Annotated in this window: 14 protein-coding genes and 1 pseudogene; 2 read left to right on the forward strand and 13 right to left on the reverse strand. The window is 41.2% G+C overall.

The genetic code is table 11. From position 1 onward, the window contains the following. Positions 1 to 2: 2 nt before the first annotated feature. The 5 genes from HPC67_RS06365 to HPC67_RS06385 are packed head-to-tail and all read right to left on the reverse strand — an operon-like array spanning position 3 to position 6,501. Positions 3 to 1,247: a DNA polymerase IV gene (locus HPC67_RS06365; RefSeq protein WP_217586648.1), complete on the reverse strand. Its 1,245-nt coding sequence runs from the start codon at positions 1,245 to 1,247 to the stop codon at positions 3 to 5. 54 nt (positions 1,248 to 1,301) lie between these two features. Next, a complete protein-coding gene (locus tag HPC67_RS06370) occupies positions 1,302 to 2,429 on the reverse strand; it encodes a M20/M25/M40 family metallo-hydrolase (protein ID WP_217586649.1) in 1,128 nt (375 codons plus the stop codon). Positions 2,430 to 2,454: 25 nt separating this feature from the next. Next, positions 2,455 to 4,002: an acyl-CoA carboxylase subunit beta gene (locus tag HPC67_RS06375; RefSeq protein ID WP_217586650.1), complete on the reverse strand. Its 1,548-nt coding sequence runs from the start codon at positions 4,000 to 4,002 to the stop codon at positions 2,455 to 2,457. Then, a complete protein-coding gene (gene mce / locus HPC67_RS06380) occupies positions 4,002 to 4,823 on the reverse strand; it encodes a methylmalonyl-CoA epimerase (protein ID WP_217586651.1) in 822 nt (273 codons plus the stop codon). Before mce ends, HPC67_RS06375 begins: the two co-directional genes overlap by 1 nt. 22 nt (positions 4,824 to 4,845) lie before the next feature. Beyond that, positions 4,846 to 6,501, reverse strand: a complete 1,656-nt coding sequence (locus HPC67_RS06385) for an acyl-CoA mutase large subunit family protein (protein ID WP_217586652.1) — start codon at positions 6,499 to 6,501, stop codon at positions 4,846 to 4,848. A gap of 106 nt (positions 6,502 to 6,607) precedes the next feature. Here HPC67_RS06385 and prli42 point away from each other — a divergent pair, with 106 nt between their 5' ends. Beyond that, a complete protein-coding gene (gene prli42 / locus HPC67_RS06390) occupies positions 6,608 to 6,727 on the forward strand; it encodes a stressosome-associated protein Prli42 (protein ID WP_246569793.1) in 120 nt (39 codons plus the stop codon). 167 nt (positions 6,728 to 6,894) lie between these two features. Here the strand turns inward: prli42 and HPC67_RS06395 are convergent, their stop codons facing one another. From HPC67_RS06395 to HPC67_RS06425, 7 genes and pseudogenes are all read right to left on the reverse strand, one after another. After that, positions 6,895 to 7,860: an aromatic acid exporter family protein gene (locus HPC67_RS06395; protein WP_217586654.1), complete on the reverse strand. Its 966-nt coding sequence runs from the start codon at positions 7,858 to 7,860 to the stop codon at positions 6,895 to 6,897. A gap of 223 nt (positions 7,861 to 8,083) precedes the next feature. Further along, positions 8,084 to 8,521 carry a BrxA/BrxB family bacilliredoxin gene (locus HPC67_RS06400; protein WP_217586655.1) on the reverse strand — a complete coding sequence of 146 codons (438 nt, stop codon included), beginning with the start codon at positions 8,519 to 8,521 and terminating at the stop codon, positions 8,084 to 8,086. 156 nt (positions 8,522 to 8,677) lie between these two features. Beyond that, positions 8,678 to 9,949 (reverse strand): dihydrolipoamide acetyltransferase family protein, encoded by a 1,272-nt coding sequence (locus HPC67_RS06405; protein WP_217586656.1) that lies wholly within the window; start codon positions 9,947 to 9,949, stop codon positions 8,678 to 8,680. A gap of 18 nt (positions 9,950 to 9,967) precedes the next feature. Beyond that, complete coding sequence (locus tag HPC67_RS06410) at positions 9,968 to 10,951, reverse strand: alpha-ketoacid dehydrogenase subunit beta (protein WP_217586657.1); 984 nt, start codon at positions 10,949 to 10,951, stop codon at positions 9,968 to 9,970. A gap of 15 nt (positions 10,952 to 10,966) precedes the next feature. Next, a pseudogene (locus tag HPC67_RS06415) lies at positions 10,967 to 11,961 on the reverse strand (thiamine pyrophosphate-dependent dehydrogenase E1 component subunit alpha). Positions 11,962 to 11,987: 26 nt separating this feature from the next. Continuing rightward, entirely contained in the window at positions 11,988 to 13,409 is a 1,422-nt protein-coding gene (gene lpdA, locus HPC67_RS06420; RefSeq protein WP_217586658.1) for a dihydrolipoyl dehydrogenase, read from the reverse strand. Between the two features lie 164 nt (positions 13,410 to 13,573). Further along, on the reverse strand, positions 13,574 to 14,668 hold the full coding sequence (locus HPC67_RS06425) for a Glu/Leu/Phe/Val dehydrogenase dimerization domain-containing protein (RefSeq protein ID WP_217586659.1): 1,095 nt from the start codon (positions 14,666 to 14,668) through the stop codon (positions 13,574 to 13,576). Positions 14,669 to 15,110: 442 nt separating this feature from the next. Between HPC67_RS06425 and HPC67_RS06430 the strand changes: the two genes are divergently transcribed. Beyond that, positions 15,111 to 15,344, forward strand: coding sequence for a DUF2627 domain-containing protein (locus HPC67_RS06430; protein ID WP_217586660.1), 234 nt, complete (start codon positions 15,111 to 15,113; stop codon positions 15,342 to 15,344). 208 nt (positions 15,345 to 15,552) lie between these two features. Here HPC67_RS06430 and spo0A read toward each other — a convergent pair whose 3' ends face one another. Beyond that, positions 15,553 to 16,326: a sporulation transcription factor Spo0A gene (gene spo0A / locus HPC67_RS06435; RefSeq protein ID WP_217586661.1), complete on the reverse strand. Its 774-nt coding sequence runs from the start codon at positions 16,324 to 16,326 to the stop codon at positions 15,553 to 15,555. Positions 16,327 to 16,479 lie beyond the last annotated feature (153 nt).

The following is a 16,479-nucleotide window of genomic DNA, read 5'->3' on the forward strand; positions in this document are numbered from 1 at the left end:
TTTTATTCATGCTTAAAATCATCTAAAAAATCTTTTTGAAAGCTCGTACGTATATCATTATCCTGATTTGATTCTTTGACCTGTTTAAAGGTATCGGGACCGAACTTTTTGGATAAATCCGTCACAACTGATTGCAATTTTGCCTTTTGCTCCTCTTTTTTATACGTAAACAAATCAAGCTGATAGGCAATGGCTGTTTTTTCAGACACATCTTGCATCGTAATACCAATCAAACGAACAGGCTCAGAATTCCAATGCTGGAAAAACAAATCACAAGCAATATGTTTAATATCATTTGGGCTTTCAATATAAGCTTGGAGCTTACGACTTCTTGTTACAGTTTGCCGATCAGAATATCGAATCATGACTTGAACAGTTCTACCAGCTGCTTGCTTGCGTTTTAAGCGTCTAGAAACATTTTCTGACAACTGCGTCATTAAAGCGATAATTTCTTTTTCATCTGTCGTATCATGTGATAATGTTTGTGAACTGCCAATGCTTTTAAAATCATGAACAGCATCTGGATCAACCATGCGAGAATCAATGCCATTTGCTCTGTTCTTGAGACGTTCTCCATTAATTCCGAGCACTTGCTTTAACGCATACACATCGGCCTTAGCAAGCTCTCCAATCGTTGTAACTCCGATACTTTGGAGCTTCTCAGCCGTTTTATCACCGACCCCATACATAATGTTCACAGGCTGGGGCCAGAGCGTGACAGGTAAGTCTCGCTTTCTAAGAATCGTTATACCGAGAGGCTTTTTCATATCAGATGCCATTTTAGCTAAAAATTTATTCGGACCTATACCAATACTACACGGCAAATTAAGTGTATGAAGCACCTTTTTTTGGAGTGCCTCAGCGAGTGCTACAGGATCAGCAGTTACATCGGTTACATCAAGGTATCCTTCATCAATAGACACTGGTTCAACAAGGGGTGTAACATTAGTGAGTAACTTAAAAAGCTGCTTTGATGCTTGACGATAGCGATCAAAATTAGGACGTAGGACGATCAGCTCAGGGCACAACTTTCTTGCCTCCCACAAAGGCATTGTCGTTTTAACCCCTTTTGCCCGGGCCTCGTAACTACTCGTTACAATAATCCCTTTGCGTTCTTCGGGATTTCCGGCAATTGCCAGAGCACGTCCCTTTAACGCTTCATTATGTGCCACTTCTACTGACGCATAAAAACAATTCATATCAATGTGGAAAATAACACGGGCCTTATGTGTTGTATGTTTTGTCATGAGCATCGATCCTTAAAGGCAGCTTTTGTAAGTACACACCAAAACACGTGACACTTATTGTTTTGCAGCCTCAATAATAATTGCCGTAATCATTCGAGTAATCTTATTCAAATTATCAACTGCAATTCTTTCATTTGTCGTATGAATATCCTCATATCCAACGGCAAGATTAACAGTCGGTATACCAAAGCCTGCAATCACGTTGGCATCACTTCCTCCACCACTTTGGAGTAGCTTACTCTCATGACCAAGTGTTTGTGCTGCACGTCGAGCAACTTCCACAACTCGATCCCCTTTTTGTTGCTTGAAGCCTGGATACATTACTTGAATATCTACATCAGCTACAGCACCATATGCATCAGCAGTCGTTTCGAATGCTTCCTTCATTTTGGCAACTTGAGCTTCCATTTTTTCCGGTATGAGCGAGCGGGCTTCGGCAAGTATTTCAACGTGGTCACACACGATATTTGTCTGTTTACCACCACGGAAATAGCCAATATTAGCTGTTGTTTCCTCATCAATACGACCAAGTGGCATCTTAGAAACAGCTTTTGCTGCTACTGTAATCGCAGATACGCCTTTTTCTGGCGCCACACCCGCATGGGCGGTTTTACCTTTTATCGTCGTAAACAGTTTGGCTTGTGTTGGTGCAGCAACAATAATGTCACCAACCTCGCCATCACTATCAATTGCATACCCGTAAGCGGCTTTTAATAATGATGAATCAAGTGCCTTTGCACCAACAAGACCTGATTCTTCTCCAACTGTTATAACAAACTGAATGTCACCATGGGATATATTGTTTTCTTGCAAAGTCTGAATTGTTTCCAAGATAGCTGCTAATCCAGCTTTGTCATCGGCTCCAAGAATTGTCGTTCCATCAGATGTAATCATACCATCTTTTAAAATCGGTTTGACACCTTGCCCAGGAACAACTGTATCCATATGAGATGTGAAATAAATTGTGTCCACACCAGCTTGTGTACCAGCTAGGTTACAAATCAAATTACCTGCACCGTGCCCTGTCACATCTTGACTGTTATCTTCTATAACCTCAAGGCCTAAATCTTGAAATTTGCGTTTTAGAACTTGAGCAATAGCAGCTTCATCGCCTGTTTCTGAATCAATCTGGACCAATTCAAAAAATGTGTTTAGTAGTCTGTCTTCGTTGATGTGTATCATTGAATGGTACCTCCTCCGGTCAATATCATAATGGAATATTGCCGTGTTTTTTATGTGGACGTTGCTCTTCTTTCATTTCAAGCATATTGAGGGCTTGAATCAACTTAATACGCGTATCACGTGGATCAATCACATCATCGACCATTCCAAGGCCTGCAGCAACGTATGGATTGGCAAATCGTTCACGGTATTCATCAATTTTTTGTTGTCGTACTTTTTCTGGGTTATCACTTTCAGCAATATCCTTGGCAAAAATGATATTTGCAGCCCCCTCCGGTCCCATCACTGCAATCTCGGCATTTGGCCACGCATAAACAATATCAGCGCCGATGGACTTACTGTTCAGAGCGACGTAAGCCCCGCCATAAGCTTTTCTCGTAATAATCGTAAGCTTAGGTACGGTTGCTTCAGAATACGCATATAATATTTTCGCACCATGGCGAATGATACCATTATGCTCTTGCTTCACGCCAGGGAAAAAACCCGTTACATCTTCAAACGTAATGATTGGGATATTAAAGCAATCACAAAAACGTATAAACCTCGCCGCTTTATCACTTGAATCAATATCTAATCCGCCTGCTAGATATTTTGGCTGATTGCATACAAGACCGACGGATTTACCTTTAATCCGCGCAAAACCGACGACAATATTTTTGGCAAACCCTTCGTGAATCTCAAAAAAGGAATGCTGATCAACGACTTGATTAATGACATGCTTCACATCATATGGGCGTGTAGCCTCAAATGGGACGATATCTATTAGGTCTGGCCGATCATCCGTATCCTCATCTGTCTGCACAGATTGCGGCTTCTGTTTGTGATTATCTGGCAAATACGCCAATAATTGCTTGACTTTATCAAGAGCTTCGGCTTCGTTTTTTACCTGAAAATGAGCATTGCCACTTTTCGTGTTATGAATATGTGCCCCGCCAAGATTCTCAGAGGTGATGGTCTCTCCAGTCACTGTTTTGATAACCTTGGGACCTGTGATGAACATTTGTGATGTTTCCTCTACCATAATAACAAAATCGGTGATGGCTGGCGAGTAGACTGCACCACCAGCGCTTGGGCCCATGATAACTGAAATTTGCGGGATGACACCAGAGTAAATGGAATTGCGATAAAACACTTGACCATAACCATCAAGTGATGAAACACCTTCCTGTATACGAGCGCCACCTGAGTCATTTAAGCCGATAAATGGTACCCCGTTTTTAGCTGCTAAGTCCATCACGGCGGCGATTTTTTTGCCATGCATTTCTCCTAGAGCACCACCATAAACAGTGAAATCCTGTGCGAATAAATAAACAGAACGCCCGGAGATTTTTCCATATCCAGTTACAACACCTTCTCCTTTAGCTGCGTTAGTATCCATGCCAAAGTCACTGCCGCGATGTTCCATGAATGGGTTTAATTCAACGAAGGTCTGATCATCTAACAAATAATCAATGCGCTCGCGGGCCGTCCATTTTCCTTTCGCATGTTGCTTCTCTATTCGTGTGTCTCCTCCGCCCAGTTCAACTTGACGTCGTTTGTCATATAACTCATTAATTTTATCGTACATATCCATTAGACGTCACCTGCCTCATCTTTTTCACACAGTTCAAATAATACACGCCCTGCTGCTTTGGGATGAATAAAGGCAATTTGACTGTTATGAGCGCCTTGTTTTGGCTGATCATTTATTAATGGTACACCTTCTTGCTTCAACTGTGCGACGCGACCATGTATATCATCAACTTCTAAAGCGATATGGTGTATACCTTCACCTTTTTTATCTAAAAACTGTTGAATTGGTGATGCTGAATCAAGCGGCTCTAATAGCTCCAATCGAGAATCGCCGATTTTTAGAAATGCGGCTTTAACGTGTTCATCTGGAATGTCTTCAATCCCTTCCAGCTCAAGACCGAGATTGTCTGTATAAAATGAAAGAACTGAATCGATTTGTTTAACCGCAATGCCGATATGCGCAATTTTTTTTGGTGTGATGCTTGTTTGATTGGAATCAATGAGCTGTTCAATATAGTTTGCAAGAGCATCGGTTGAAGCGCCGCTTGTGAACACTTTTTTAATACCGCTATCGATCAAGAAGGGGATGTCTTCTGCTGGAATCACTCCGCCACCAATAACGGGGATGTCTTCCGCTCCTCGCTTTTTGAGCTCTTCAATAATTTTAGGAAATAATGTATTATGTGCCCCAGATAATGAAGACACGCCGACAACATCTACATCCTCTTGTATCGCAGCTTGAGCAATTTGCACGGGTGATTGCCGCAAGCCTGTATAAATCACTTCCATCCCACGATCTCTTAATGCTTGTGAGATAACGAGTGCGCCTCGATCATGTCCGTCAAGGCCTGGTTTAGCGATGAGTACCCTTATTTTTGCCATAATTTTCTCTCCCTCTATTTTTCTAGCCGATATATTCGCCAAATTCGGATCGAAGTACATTACAAATTTCTCCTACTGTTGCATAGGCTTTTACAGCTTTGAGAATAAACGGCATTAAATGGCCATCCTCAAGATGAGCTTGGGCTTTTAAGTTGGCTAACGCCTCATCAACCGCGGCTTGATCCCTTTCGTTTCTGATCGTCTGAATCGCGTTAATTTGTGCCTGCTCTAAAGCTGGATCGACCTTCATTAAATCCGGATTGACATCCTCATCAATTGTATAAGCGTTTAAACCAACGATGGTTGTTTCTGCTTTTTCAATATCTTTTTGCGTATCATAGGCAGCCTGATGTATTTCACGCTGCATAAAGCCAGCTTCAACCGCTTGTACAGCTCCTCCCAGATCAGCAATTTGCTCAAGATAGCGATTGACGTCTCGCTCAATGTCATCGGTTAATGCTTCAACATAATACGAGCCACCTAAAGGATCAACCGTATCACTGACACCGCTTTCATGGGCGAGTATTTGTTGTGTTCTTAGCGCAATTCGGGCAGAGTCCTCTGTCGGTAAACTCAATGCTTCATCTCGAGAATTTGTGTGTAAGCTTTGCGTTCCGCCCATAACAGCTGCTAAGGCTTGAATGGTAACACGAACAATGTTGTTATCGGGTTGTTGCGCTGTTAATGTCGAGCCACCTGTTTGCGTATGAAAACGCATCTTCCAGCTTTTTGGATTTTTGGCACCGTAATGTTCTTTCATAATACGTGCCCAAATACGACGAGCTGCTCGAAACTTAGCAATTTCTTCAAAGAAGTTATTATGCGCGTTAAAAAAGAAAGCGAGACGTGGTGCAAAAGAATCAATGTCCAGCCCTGCCTCAAGGGCATGATCCACATAGGCCATTCCATTTGCGATCGTAAAAGCAGCTTCTTGTACAGCTGTTGAGCCAGCCTCCCTAATGTGATAACCCGAAATACTAATCGTGTTGAATTTAGGAATGTGGGTTTGACAAAAGGCAAAAATGTCTGTAATTAAGCGCATTGACGGCTTTGGTGGAAATATGTATGTCCCTCGTGCAATATATTCTTTTAAGATGTCGTTTTGAATCGTTCCGGTTAATTTCTCTAACGGTACACCTTGTTTTTCTCCTACAGCGATATACATACACAACAACACAGATGCAGGTGCATTGATCGTCATAGAAGTACTCACTTGATCTAACGGAATTCCGTCCAGTAGCTTTTCCATATCTGCTAAAGAATCAATCGCTACACCGACCTTACCAACTTCTCCTTCAGCCATAGGATCATCAGAGTCATAGCCAATTTGTGTAGGTAAATCGAATGCAACAGATAGACCTGTCTGGCCTTGCTCTAGTAAATAGCGAAACCGATTATTCGTTTCTGCTGCTGAACCAAATCCAGCATATTGCCGCATCGTCCAAAACCGACTCCGATACATCGTTGGTTGAATCCCTCTTGTATACGGGTATTGTCCGGGAAATCCAAGCTTTTGATTATAATTTTCAGTAGGATCTGGATAATATAACCGGTCAACATCTATATTGGATGATGTCTTGAAAGAGGGTTTCCTTTCCGGGAAACGCTCGAGCGCCTTTTCTGTCGCTTGTTTCCAATTCGCTTCACTCGATTTATTTTGTGCGTGCTTATCCTCCATTGATTGAACCTCCATACTATTTTTATGTGGGCTACGATTTTACTTGTCGTCATGAACGTTTAACGTTAAAATAGACTTAGCTTATCCGTTTAAAGGGGGTATGACCATGGTTGACACACCACGTAAAAGGTCAAAACGAGAACGTCGAATGAAAATTGTTATATATATTATGATTATTGCTATGGTTTTATCGACAATGATTTCTGGACTGGCCTTTTTAATCTAAGATGTGTGACTGGTTGCTGATTGAGCAGAACCAGTCTTTTTTGTGGGGAAATACAAGTAGTAAGACCAAAACTTCTAGGTTTGTAAATGTAACGCGTCATGTAGAATATTCAAAGGTTGCGTCAGGCTCTAGTTTGCAGGGGGAAGGATCCCCCTCTCTACTGCACGTTATGCCTCAACGGATTCGATATCCGTCTTTTTATACCGATGCTTATATGTCAAATACTGTTCAATCTCATACAACATTCGATATAAGTTTGCACGTGTTTCAAATTCTTCTCGTGTAGCAGGTAATGCCTCATCATTAAAGGATTGTTTAATAGCAGACAATTCATCAAGAAAAACGATTGCGGTATTCCCAGGATGAACAGATTCAGATAGTCTCTCAAAAAATTGTGCAATTTCAAGAGAGATTGGCTCTTCAACAGATAATTTCGTAACGAGCGGAAGCATGTTACGAAGCGTTTGCAGCTGTCGTTTGCGCATTGTAAAATAGTCATAATAAGGATGGTGTGATCGCAACAGGTGATTTTCTTTATCGATTTCAACAAGGCGCATGGCCTCCGTCAAGATCTCATCTGATGCTTGCAACTCTTTTCCATCCCAATCCTCATTGTTGTTTCTGATATATAACGAAATTTCTTTTAAAATAATTTGAAAATGGGCCTCTAGCTTTTCCTGCTGCCTGTCGAGTTTACGGTCAAGACTTGGCATATACAAATTTAGCAAAAGTGCTGTACCAATACCGATTAAAATTAATATAAATTGATCCAATAAGAAAGCGATTGAAATCTCACCTGAAGCGTATAAATTAAGCATAATAACTGAGCTCGTCACAATTCCAGGGGTGATCTTTAACCAAACAGTAATCGGTATGAAAACAGTCAATAGTAAGCCAACAACAAGTGGTGTATAGCCAAGTATTTCAAAAAAGACCATTGAAAATAAAGCGATTAAAATACAAGCCAAAAAACGATCCCATGCACTCGTCACAGATCTTTTTCTTGAAGGTTGGATGCACAATATCGTTAAAATTCCTGCGGTTACAAAATTAGATACATCAAGTCCTTGGGCAATTGAAATTGCGATAGCCGTTCCCAATGCTGTTTTTATCGTCCGGTAGCCTATTCTCATGGTACGTCCATTCCCCTTATAACAGCTCTTATCCGATGATTTAAAAATGAGGCTGGCCCGCTTAATTGAGGCAGCCCCACTTCATCATTCAGCTTTTTATTACGTATAAACGAGCACTTCTCTCCAATTCAATATCGCAAAAATGACTTCATTTGCTCAGAAAGATCACATTCTCATCATACGTTAAGGATATCGTTTATGCATTATGCAAAAACCAGGTTCACTAAAATTCTTCACAGTGTTCATCGAAGATATGCTGTAACTTCGTCAAAACGTCCATTGCTGTAAAACCTTCAATGTCATGACGTTCCAGCATCGTTACGATTTTACCATCTTTAAGAAATGCAAACGATGGCGAGGACGGTGGATACCCTTCAAAATACGTACGTGCTTGCTCTGTTGCTTCACGGTCCTGCCCCGCAAAAACAGTGACGAGATGATCTGGACGCTTATCATAATGAATGGCGTTAGCTGCTGCTGGACGCGCAACACCACCGGCACACCCGCATACAGAGTTAATCATAACAAGTGTTGTCCCTTTTCGGGGAAGCGCTGCATCGACTTCTTCTGGTGTCTTCAGCTCTTCATAACCTGCTTCTCGTATATCTTTACGTGCCGCATCAACAACATCGTTCATGAATAGATTAAAATCCATGTTCATTCAACTCCTTGATAAATGGTGGGGATATCTAAAGCCCATTCCTAGCTTATCAATTCTAAAAGTAGATTTCAATTCATTTTGCCCGGAGCCGACTCCTCCGTCACCAATAAATCAAATGAAACACGTAAGATATAAAATGACACATGTGCAATAGATTTAGTAAATTGAAGTCGTTTCGTCGTTCATACCTTCTAAAATTTGTTTTACACGTGCTAAGAAACGCCCACATACGAGTCCATCCAAGATTCGATGATCAAGTGATAAAGACAAATTAACCATATCGCGTGCCGCAAACATATCATTGATGATGACAGGACGTTTTACAATCGATTCAACTTGTAAAATCGCTGCCTGAGGATGATTAATGACACCCATAGAGCTAATTGATCCAAATGACCCCGTATTATTAACTGTAAATGTCCCGCCTTGCATGTCGTCTGCAGTCAGTTTACCAGTACGTGCCTTTAAAGCGAGATCATGAATACTTCTGGCAATCCCTTTAATTGTCTTTTCATCAGCATGCTTAATGACTGGAACGAATAATTCATCATCCTTTGCTACAGCAATAGACAAATGAATATCCTTCTTCTGGATGATGCGATCTCCTGCCCACGTACTATTTAAAGCCGGATATTCTTTTAATGCTTGGGCTACAGCCTTCACAAAGAAAGCAAAATACGTTAAAGAATACCCTTCGTTTTGTTTAAAGTCGTCCTTCACCTTGTTGCGCAATTTAGCGAGATCAGTTACATCAACTTCAACAGTCATCCATGCATGTGGTATTTCTGTTTTTGATTGAACCATATTATCAGCAATCATCTTGCGGACACCTTTAACAGGTATTTCAATATCGCCAGCTTGTGCTTCTTGTTGAACCCGTTCATGTTGAGGTGCAGTTTGCTTCGCAGCGGTTTTGTTTGTTTCCGGCGCTTTTTCAGACTGTGAAAATGCATTATGACCGCGTTCTCCTGCGGCAATCACTTTTTCAACATCCTTGCGCGTGATCCGGCCACCGCGTCCTGAACCTTCTACATGTTCCAAATTAATATCATGCTCCTGTGAAAGTCTAAGAACTGCTGGTGAATAGCGTTTTTTCATAGACTGCTCTTGAGCTGGGTCAACAGATTCGTGCGTTTCATTAACTTTATCGCTGCTAGAATGACTCGAATCTTGTGTATTCGTACTATCCGCTACTTCTACGTAGCACATCAAAGCACCAACTTCAAGCGTGTCGCCTTCTTGCGCGACAATCTCTTGAATAACACCGCTATAAGATGAAGGAACTTCTGCATTTACTTTGTCTGTCATGACTTCCGCAATCGGATCGTATTTGTTAACTTGATCCCCAACTTTAACGAGCCAAGTGCTAATTGTGCCTTCTGTTACACTTTCTCCTAATTGAGGCATATTAATCTTTTCCATGGCCATTACACATCCTCCTCCCTATTAAAATTCTGCCAAGTCACGCATTGCTTTTTCGACTTTATCAGGATTGATCATAAAGAATTTTTCCATCGTCGGGGCATAAGGCATAGCTGGTATATCCGGTCCAGCCAATCGTTGGATTGGCGCATCCAAGTCAAACAAACAATGCTCAGAAATAATCGCAGCAACCTCGCCGATGATGCTTCCTTCCTTATTATCTTCTGTAACGAGAAGGACTTTGCCAGTTTTTTTGGCTGCTTCAATGATGGCTTCCTGATCAAGAGGATATATCGTTCTTAAGTCAAGTATATGTGCATCAATACCTTCCTCGGCAAGCTTTTCAGCAGCCTGGAGGGCAAAATTGACACAAAGACCATACGTAATAACTGTTATATCTGTACCTTCACGCTTAACATCTGCTTTTCCAATTGGCAAGACATAATCTTCTTCAGGCACATCACCTTTTAACAACCGGTATGCCCGTTTATGCTCAAAGAATAAAACGGGATCGTTATCTCTAATGGCTGCTTTTAATAACCCTTTAACGTCATAAGGTGTTGAAGGCATAACAATTTTCAAGCCAGGCTGATTCGCAAAAACAGCTTCAACAGATTGTGAATGATACAATGCACCATGAACGCCACCACCATAAGGGGCGCGAATTGTAATCGGGCACGTCCAATCATTGTTCGAGCGATAACGAATTCTCGCAGCCTCTGAAATAATTTGATTCACTGCTGGCATAATAAAGTCCGCAAATTGCATTTCAGCAACTGGACGCTTTCCGTACATAGCTGCACCGATACCAACACCTGCTATGGCTGATTCGGCAAGAGGTGTATCAAGAACGCGTGCGTCCCCAAATTCATCATACAACCCATCTGTAGCACGGAAGACGCCACCTTTCTTACCGACATCTTCACCAAGAATGAATACATTTTCATCTCGTTGCATTTCTTCTTTTAAAGCTGTCGTTACAGCTTGTATATATGACATGACTGGCATAATCGTTCTCCCTCCCTACACTTCTTCGTAAACATACTTTAATGCATCTTCCGGTTCTGCATATGGGGCTTGCTCAGCATAATCAGTTGCATCATTAACGATTTGTTCAACCTCTTTATGCAAAGCTTCCTCCTTTTCGTCCGTTAACACACCCGTGTCTCGCAAGTATACAGCAAAAGATTGAAGTGCATCTTTTTTCTTCGCTGCTTCAACTTCACCTTTTTCACGATACAAGCGATCATCATCATCACTTGAATGTGCCGTATATCGATCAGTAATCGCTTCTATTAATGTTGGACCTTCTCCACTAATGCCGCGTTCTCTCGCTTGCTTTACAACGTCATACACAGCGAGAGGGTCGTTACCATCTACCGTAATACCAGGCATGCCATATCCTTTTGCACGATCAGATACCTGTTCACAGGCAAGCTGTTTCTTTAGTGGAACTGAGATAGCGTATTTATTATTTTCAACCATTGTTATAACTGGGAGCTTATGAACACCAGCAAAATTCAGCCCTTCATGAAAATCGCCTTGGTTAGATGACCCTTCGCCAAGCGTCACAAAAGAGACGATATCTTTTTTATCCATTTTCGCAGCAAGTGACACTCCTACCGCATGTGGCACTTGTGTCGTGACAGGTGAAGAACCTGTTAAAATCCGATTTTTTTCTGTCCAAAGTGACTTGGCATTTGACGACCGCCAGAATTTGGATCTTCAGCCTTAGCAAAAGCCGACAGCATGAGATCTCGTGCTGTCATTCCAAAAGCCAGTACGACACCTAGATCACGATAATAAGGTGCTGTGTAATCATTGTCTCGGTCTAGCGCGAAGGCCGCACCCACTTGAGCAGCCTCTTGTCCTTGACAGGATATGACAAACGGAATTTTTCCCGCACGATTCAGAAGCCACATTCTTTCATCAAGTTTTCTAGCGAGTAGCATCGTTTTAAACATTTCATAGACGTTCTCATCTGTTAAACCAAGTTCTTTATGGCGTATATTTGACATGAAATGACCTCCTTTTTAATGATGATTTAACCATGTATCTGTTTCCCATCAACAGCCAAAGCCGCCTCACCCATAATTTCCGATAAGCTTGGATGTGGATGAATGGTACCGCCGATTTCCCAAGCGGTGGCATCAAGCACTTGTGCAAGTCCAGCCTCGGTGATCATGTCTGTTACATGTGGTCCAATCATATGCACGCCGATTAAATCGTCGTTGTCTTTGTTAGCGATTATTTTTACGAAGCCATCCGTCTCACCATGTACGAGTGACTTTCCAACGGCTTTAAACGGGAATTTACCAATTTTGACGTCTAGTCCCTCTTCTTTTGCCTGTTCTTCCGTTAAACCTACTCTGGCAATTTCAGGTGACGAATAGACACAAACCGGTACATGCGCCTCGTTAATTGGGAATGGTTCCACATTGGCAATGTGCTCAACAGCGACAATCCCTTCATGAGACGCCATATGAGCGAGCTGTAGACCTCCAATTACATCCCCAACTGCATATATATGGGGCTCTTTCGTTTGGTACATGTCATTCGTTTGAATAAAGCCATTTTCAACAATAATATCCGTATTTTCAATGCCTATATTATCTACATTAGCCATACGGCCAACAGAAACGAGCATCTTTTCAGCAGCGAATGTGATCGTTTCACCATCCACTTCAGCATCAACCGTCACACCACTTTCCTTTGTTAATGTTTCAGGCATGACTTTGGCAGAAGTGACAAAACGAACCCCTCTCTTGCTCAGAAGTTTCTTGGCCTCGTTTGATATGTCTTTATCTTCAGTTGGCAATATGCGATCAACATATTCTAAAACCGTCACATCAACACCGAAATCTGTCAGCATTGAAGCCCATTCAATGCCGATGACACCTCCTCCAACGATGAGAATCGATTGTGGGAGAGTCTCCAGCTCCAGTGCCTCATCTGAAGTCATGACGTAAGTGCCATCAATTTCGAGGCCAGGTAGTGATTTCGGCTTCGATCCTGTTGCTATGAGCACATGTTTTGGAACGATCATTGTATTCTCATCACCATTGTCATATTCGATGGATATGGTACCTGGTATTGGTGAAAATATACTAGGACCAAGCATGCGACCATACCCGGAAAATACATCAATCTTCCCTTTTTTCATAAGCGCTTGTACACCTTGATGTAACGTTTTGACAATCGAAGCTTTTCGCGCTTGGACCTGTTTAAAGTTCAAGGAAACATCATTCGTGTCGACACCAAATTCGCTCGCTTGCTGTGTTTGTCGATAGACTTCTGCACTACGCAATAAAGCTTTGGAAGGAATACACCCCTTATGCAAGCACGTTCCCCCTATTTCCCCTCTTTCAACAAGTGCCACTTGAAGTCCAAGCTGGGATGCTCGAATGGCAGCAACATAACCACCAGTTCCGCCCCCAAGAATAGCAAGATCATAATCCTTTGCCATACAAATATCTCCTTCCCCTATCAAGTTGACGGTTCGTTTCGCCAACTTTCATCTCAGCTCTCACAAAAGTCATCTAGTATACATGACATTGTTAGCTTTAAAAATTGAATCACGTATTACATATAACGCACTTTCGCCATTATCATAAATTAAATCATTTTCATTCAGCGACGACTTAAAATGTGGTGGCCTTTAGGGAAAAATTGATAACGTGATTGACGTGCTGACTGAATCCGCTCCTCAGCTAAGCGATCAGCAGCTTGAGCTGTCGGTATCTTGTCTCGTTTTGCAATCGCATATATCTCCATTAAACTGTCATAGATTGTTGCAACCTTGCGCAACGCCCGTGCTTCATTGTATCCAACGAGCTCGTCAGCTACATTTATGACGCCACCCGCATTAATAACATAGTCTGGTGCATACAATATGCCTTTTTCGTCTAAAAGCGCGCCATGTTTTTCAGATTTCAATTGGTTATTCGCTGAACCAGCAATGACTTTAGCCTTGAAGCGTGGGATTGTCTCATCGTTGATAACAGCGCCTAGCGCACATGGTGCGAATATGTCACAATCAACATCATAAATCGCATTAGGCTCCACAGCTTCAGCCCCGAAATCATGAACAGCACGGTCAATTGCTTCTTGATGAATATCCGTTACGATTAAATGAGCACCTTCTTCGTGAAGCAATTTGCATAATTCATATGCCACATGACCAACACCTTGAACGGCAATTCTCTTACCTTTTAGGTCATCTGAACCAAATGCTTCTTTCGCTGATGCTTTTATTCCAATATAAATCCCGTATGCTGTTACAGGAGATGGATTTCCACCAGATCCGCTTTCTCTAGATGTACCTGTAACATAATCCGTCTCCTTATGTATAATATCCATGTCATGCTCAGTCGCACCAACATCCTCAGCCGTAATATAACGCCCATTCAAGCTTTGAACATAACGGCCAAAAGCACGGAACATTTCTGGGTTCTTATCTTTTTTGGGATCAGCAATAATGACGGCCTTTCCACCACCAAGATCAAGTCCTGCAGCTGCATTTTTATATGTCATGCCTTTTGCTAAACGTAAAGCGTCCTCAATCGCTTCTTCTTCTGTATCGTATGGCCATATCCTACATCCACCTAGGGCTGGTCCTAAAGTCGTATCGTGAATCGCAATGACAGCTTTCAATCCAGAATGCTTGTCATGACATAATACAAGCTGTTCATAATCGTATTTCTCCATGTATTTGAAAATCTCCATAATTAATTCCTCCTTCGCTTTTTCATTTCCTGTTTTACTAATATACACTTATTTCGCTTAAAGGCAAAACAATAAAATGTCACCCCTTAAATATGATATATATCATATATTTAATACAAACTCCACCCTGTTTTCACCCCAAAAACGCAACAACCACAATTTGTAAGCGCTTTATATTAATGCAAAAAAAATAAGTTTTTGCATCAATATTATGCCAGTTTGAATAATATACTGCAATCGAAAGCGCTCATCAACCCTATATTCCAACCCAACAACGTACTACTAAACCTTCGACACATTCGTCTAGCTGATCTTACTAACACATTTTACTTGTGTATAGTTTAAGGCATTCTACTTTTTTTGGCAAATTCATATTATTTGTCTGTCACAATGTTTATCATTATACTAAATCTATATACATAATAAGGGGATCGATTGAATCATGGTACGAATGATTGCAGCACTTTTACTCGTCATACCAGGCATCTTTGCTGCTTATGGTATTAAACTAATGAGGGATTCGCTCTTTAACGAAGTCAATCATATACTCATAAATACAGGCATCCAATTCATAATCGGAATGCTCCTATTTGTTATGGGCATATGGTTTATTGGTGGATTTATCGTTCATCGTGATCGAAAACGGCAGCTTGCTAAAGAGAAAAAAAGAGTATAAAATTACCGTTCACGCAAAAAAGCTTAACTAAAGAACAACCCGAACAAACAAAACAGATCGCTCCGGAAATATAAGTCATACTGCGATATGAGTTTGCAGTCTAAAGAGGTATTTAAACATATTTCCGAAGCTAAAATTGTAAAATGTGTTCGGTTTTTAGTTAAACATTTTAATTTTCGTCTCATTTTTCTTCCTTTAAATCGTTACGTTAACTCGCCCGATGCTCCAATCTCAATCGATCAGCCACCATTGCAATAAATTCCGAATTGGTTGGCTTCGCCTTTGAAATTGAGACAGTATACCCAAATAATTTAGAAATTGAGTCGATATTACCACGACTCCAGGCAACTTCAATCGCATGACGAATTGCACGCTCCACACGCGAGGCAGTTGTATCGTATTTTTTAGCAATATCTGGATATAACACCTTTGTAATTGAACCAAGTAGCTCGATATCGTTGTATACCATCGTTATCGCTTCTCTTAAGTACATGTATCCTTTAATATGTGCAGGAACACCTATTTCATGAATGATAGCTGTAATACTGGATTCTAAATCCAATTTCTTATCTTTCTTTAGTAATTTGCCACTCGATAACGGACTTTTATATCCGCTCACTTGACGTATTTGATCACCTAAGTGGTCGAGATCAAACGGTTTCAAAATAAAATATGATGCTCCTAAATCAACAGCTTTTTTCATGACTTCTTCCTGACCAAATGCCGTCAGCATAATAACGCTTGGACTTTTCTTCAGGTCCATTCCCCTTAACGAATCCATAACAGCTAATCCATCAACATGTGGCATAATGATATCAAGCACGAGAACGTCTGGCTCAACCTTTTTTATAATGTCCAGACATTCTCGCCCATTATAGGCAACGGCTACTATCTCAATGTCTTCTTGTGATGCAAAATATTCTTCCATCATTTGAATGAGTTCTCGGTTGTCATCAACTAAGCACACTTTAATTTTTTCCACCGACTTTTCCTCCCTTTTTATATGTATTCCCCCCTTTATACTATTCGACATGGACGCTAAAATTCCTTTTCATTTTGGAAAAAACTTTCAATTACTTTGTTTTTCTTTTTATTTCTCTTCATTTCGACGCAATTCTAACCTTAGTACATACAT

The sequence above is a fragment of the Lentibacillus saliphilus genome, assembly GCF_019093865.1.
Lineage (GTDB): Bacteria > Bacillota > Bacilli > Bacillales > Amphibacillaceae > Lentibacillus_B > Lentibacillus_B saliphilus.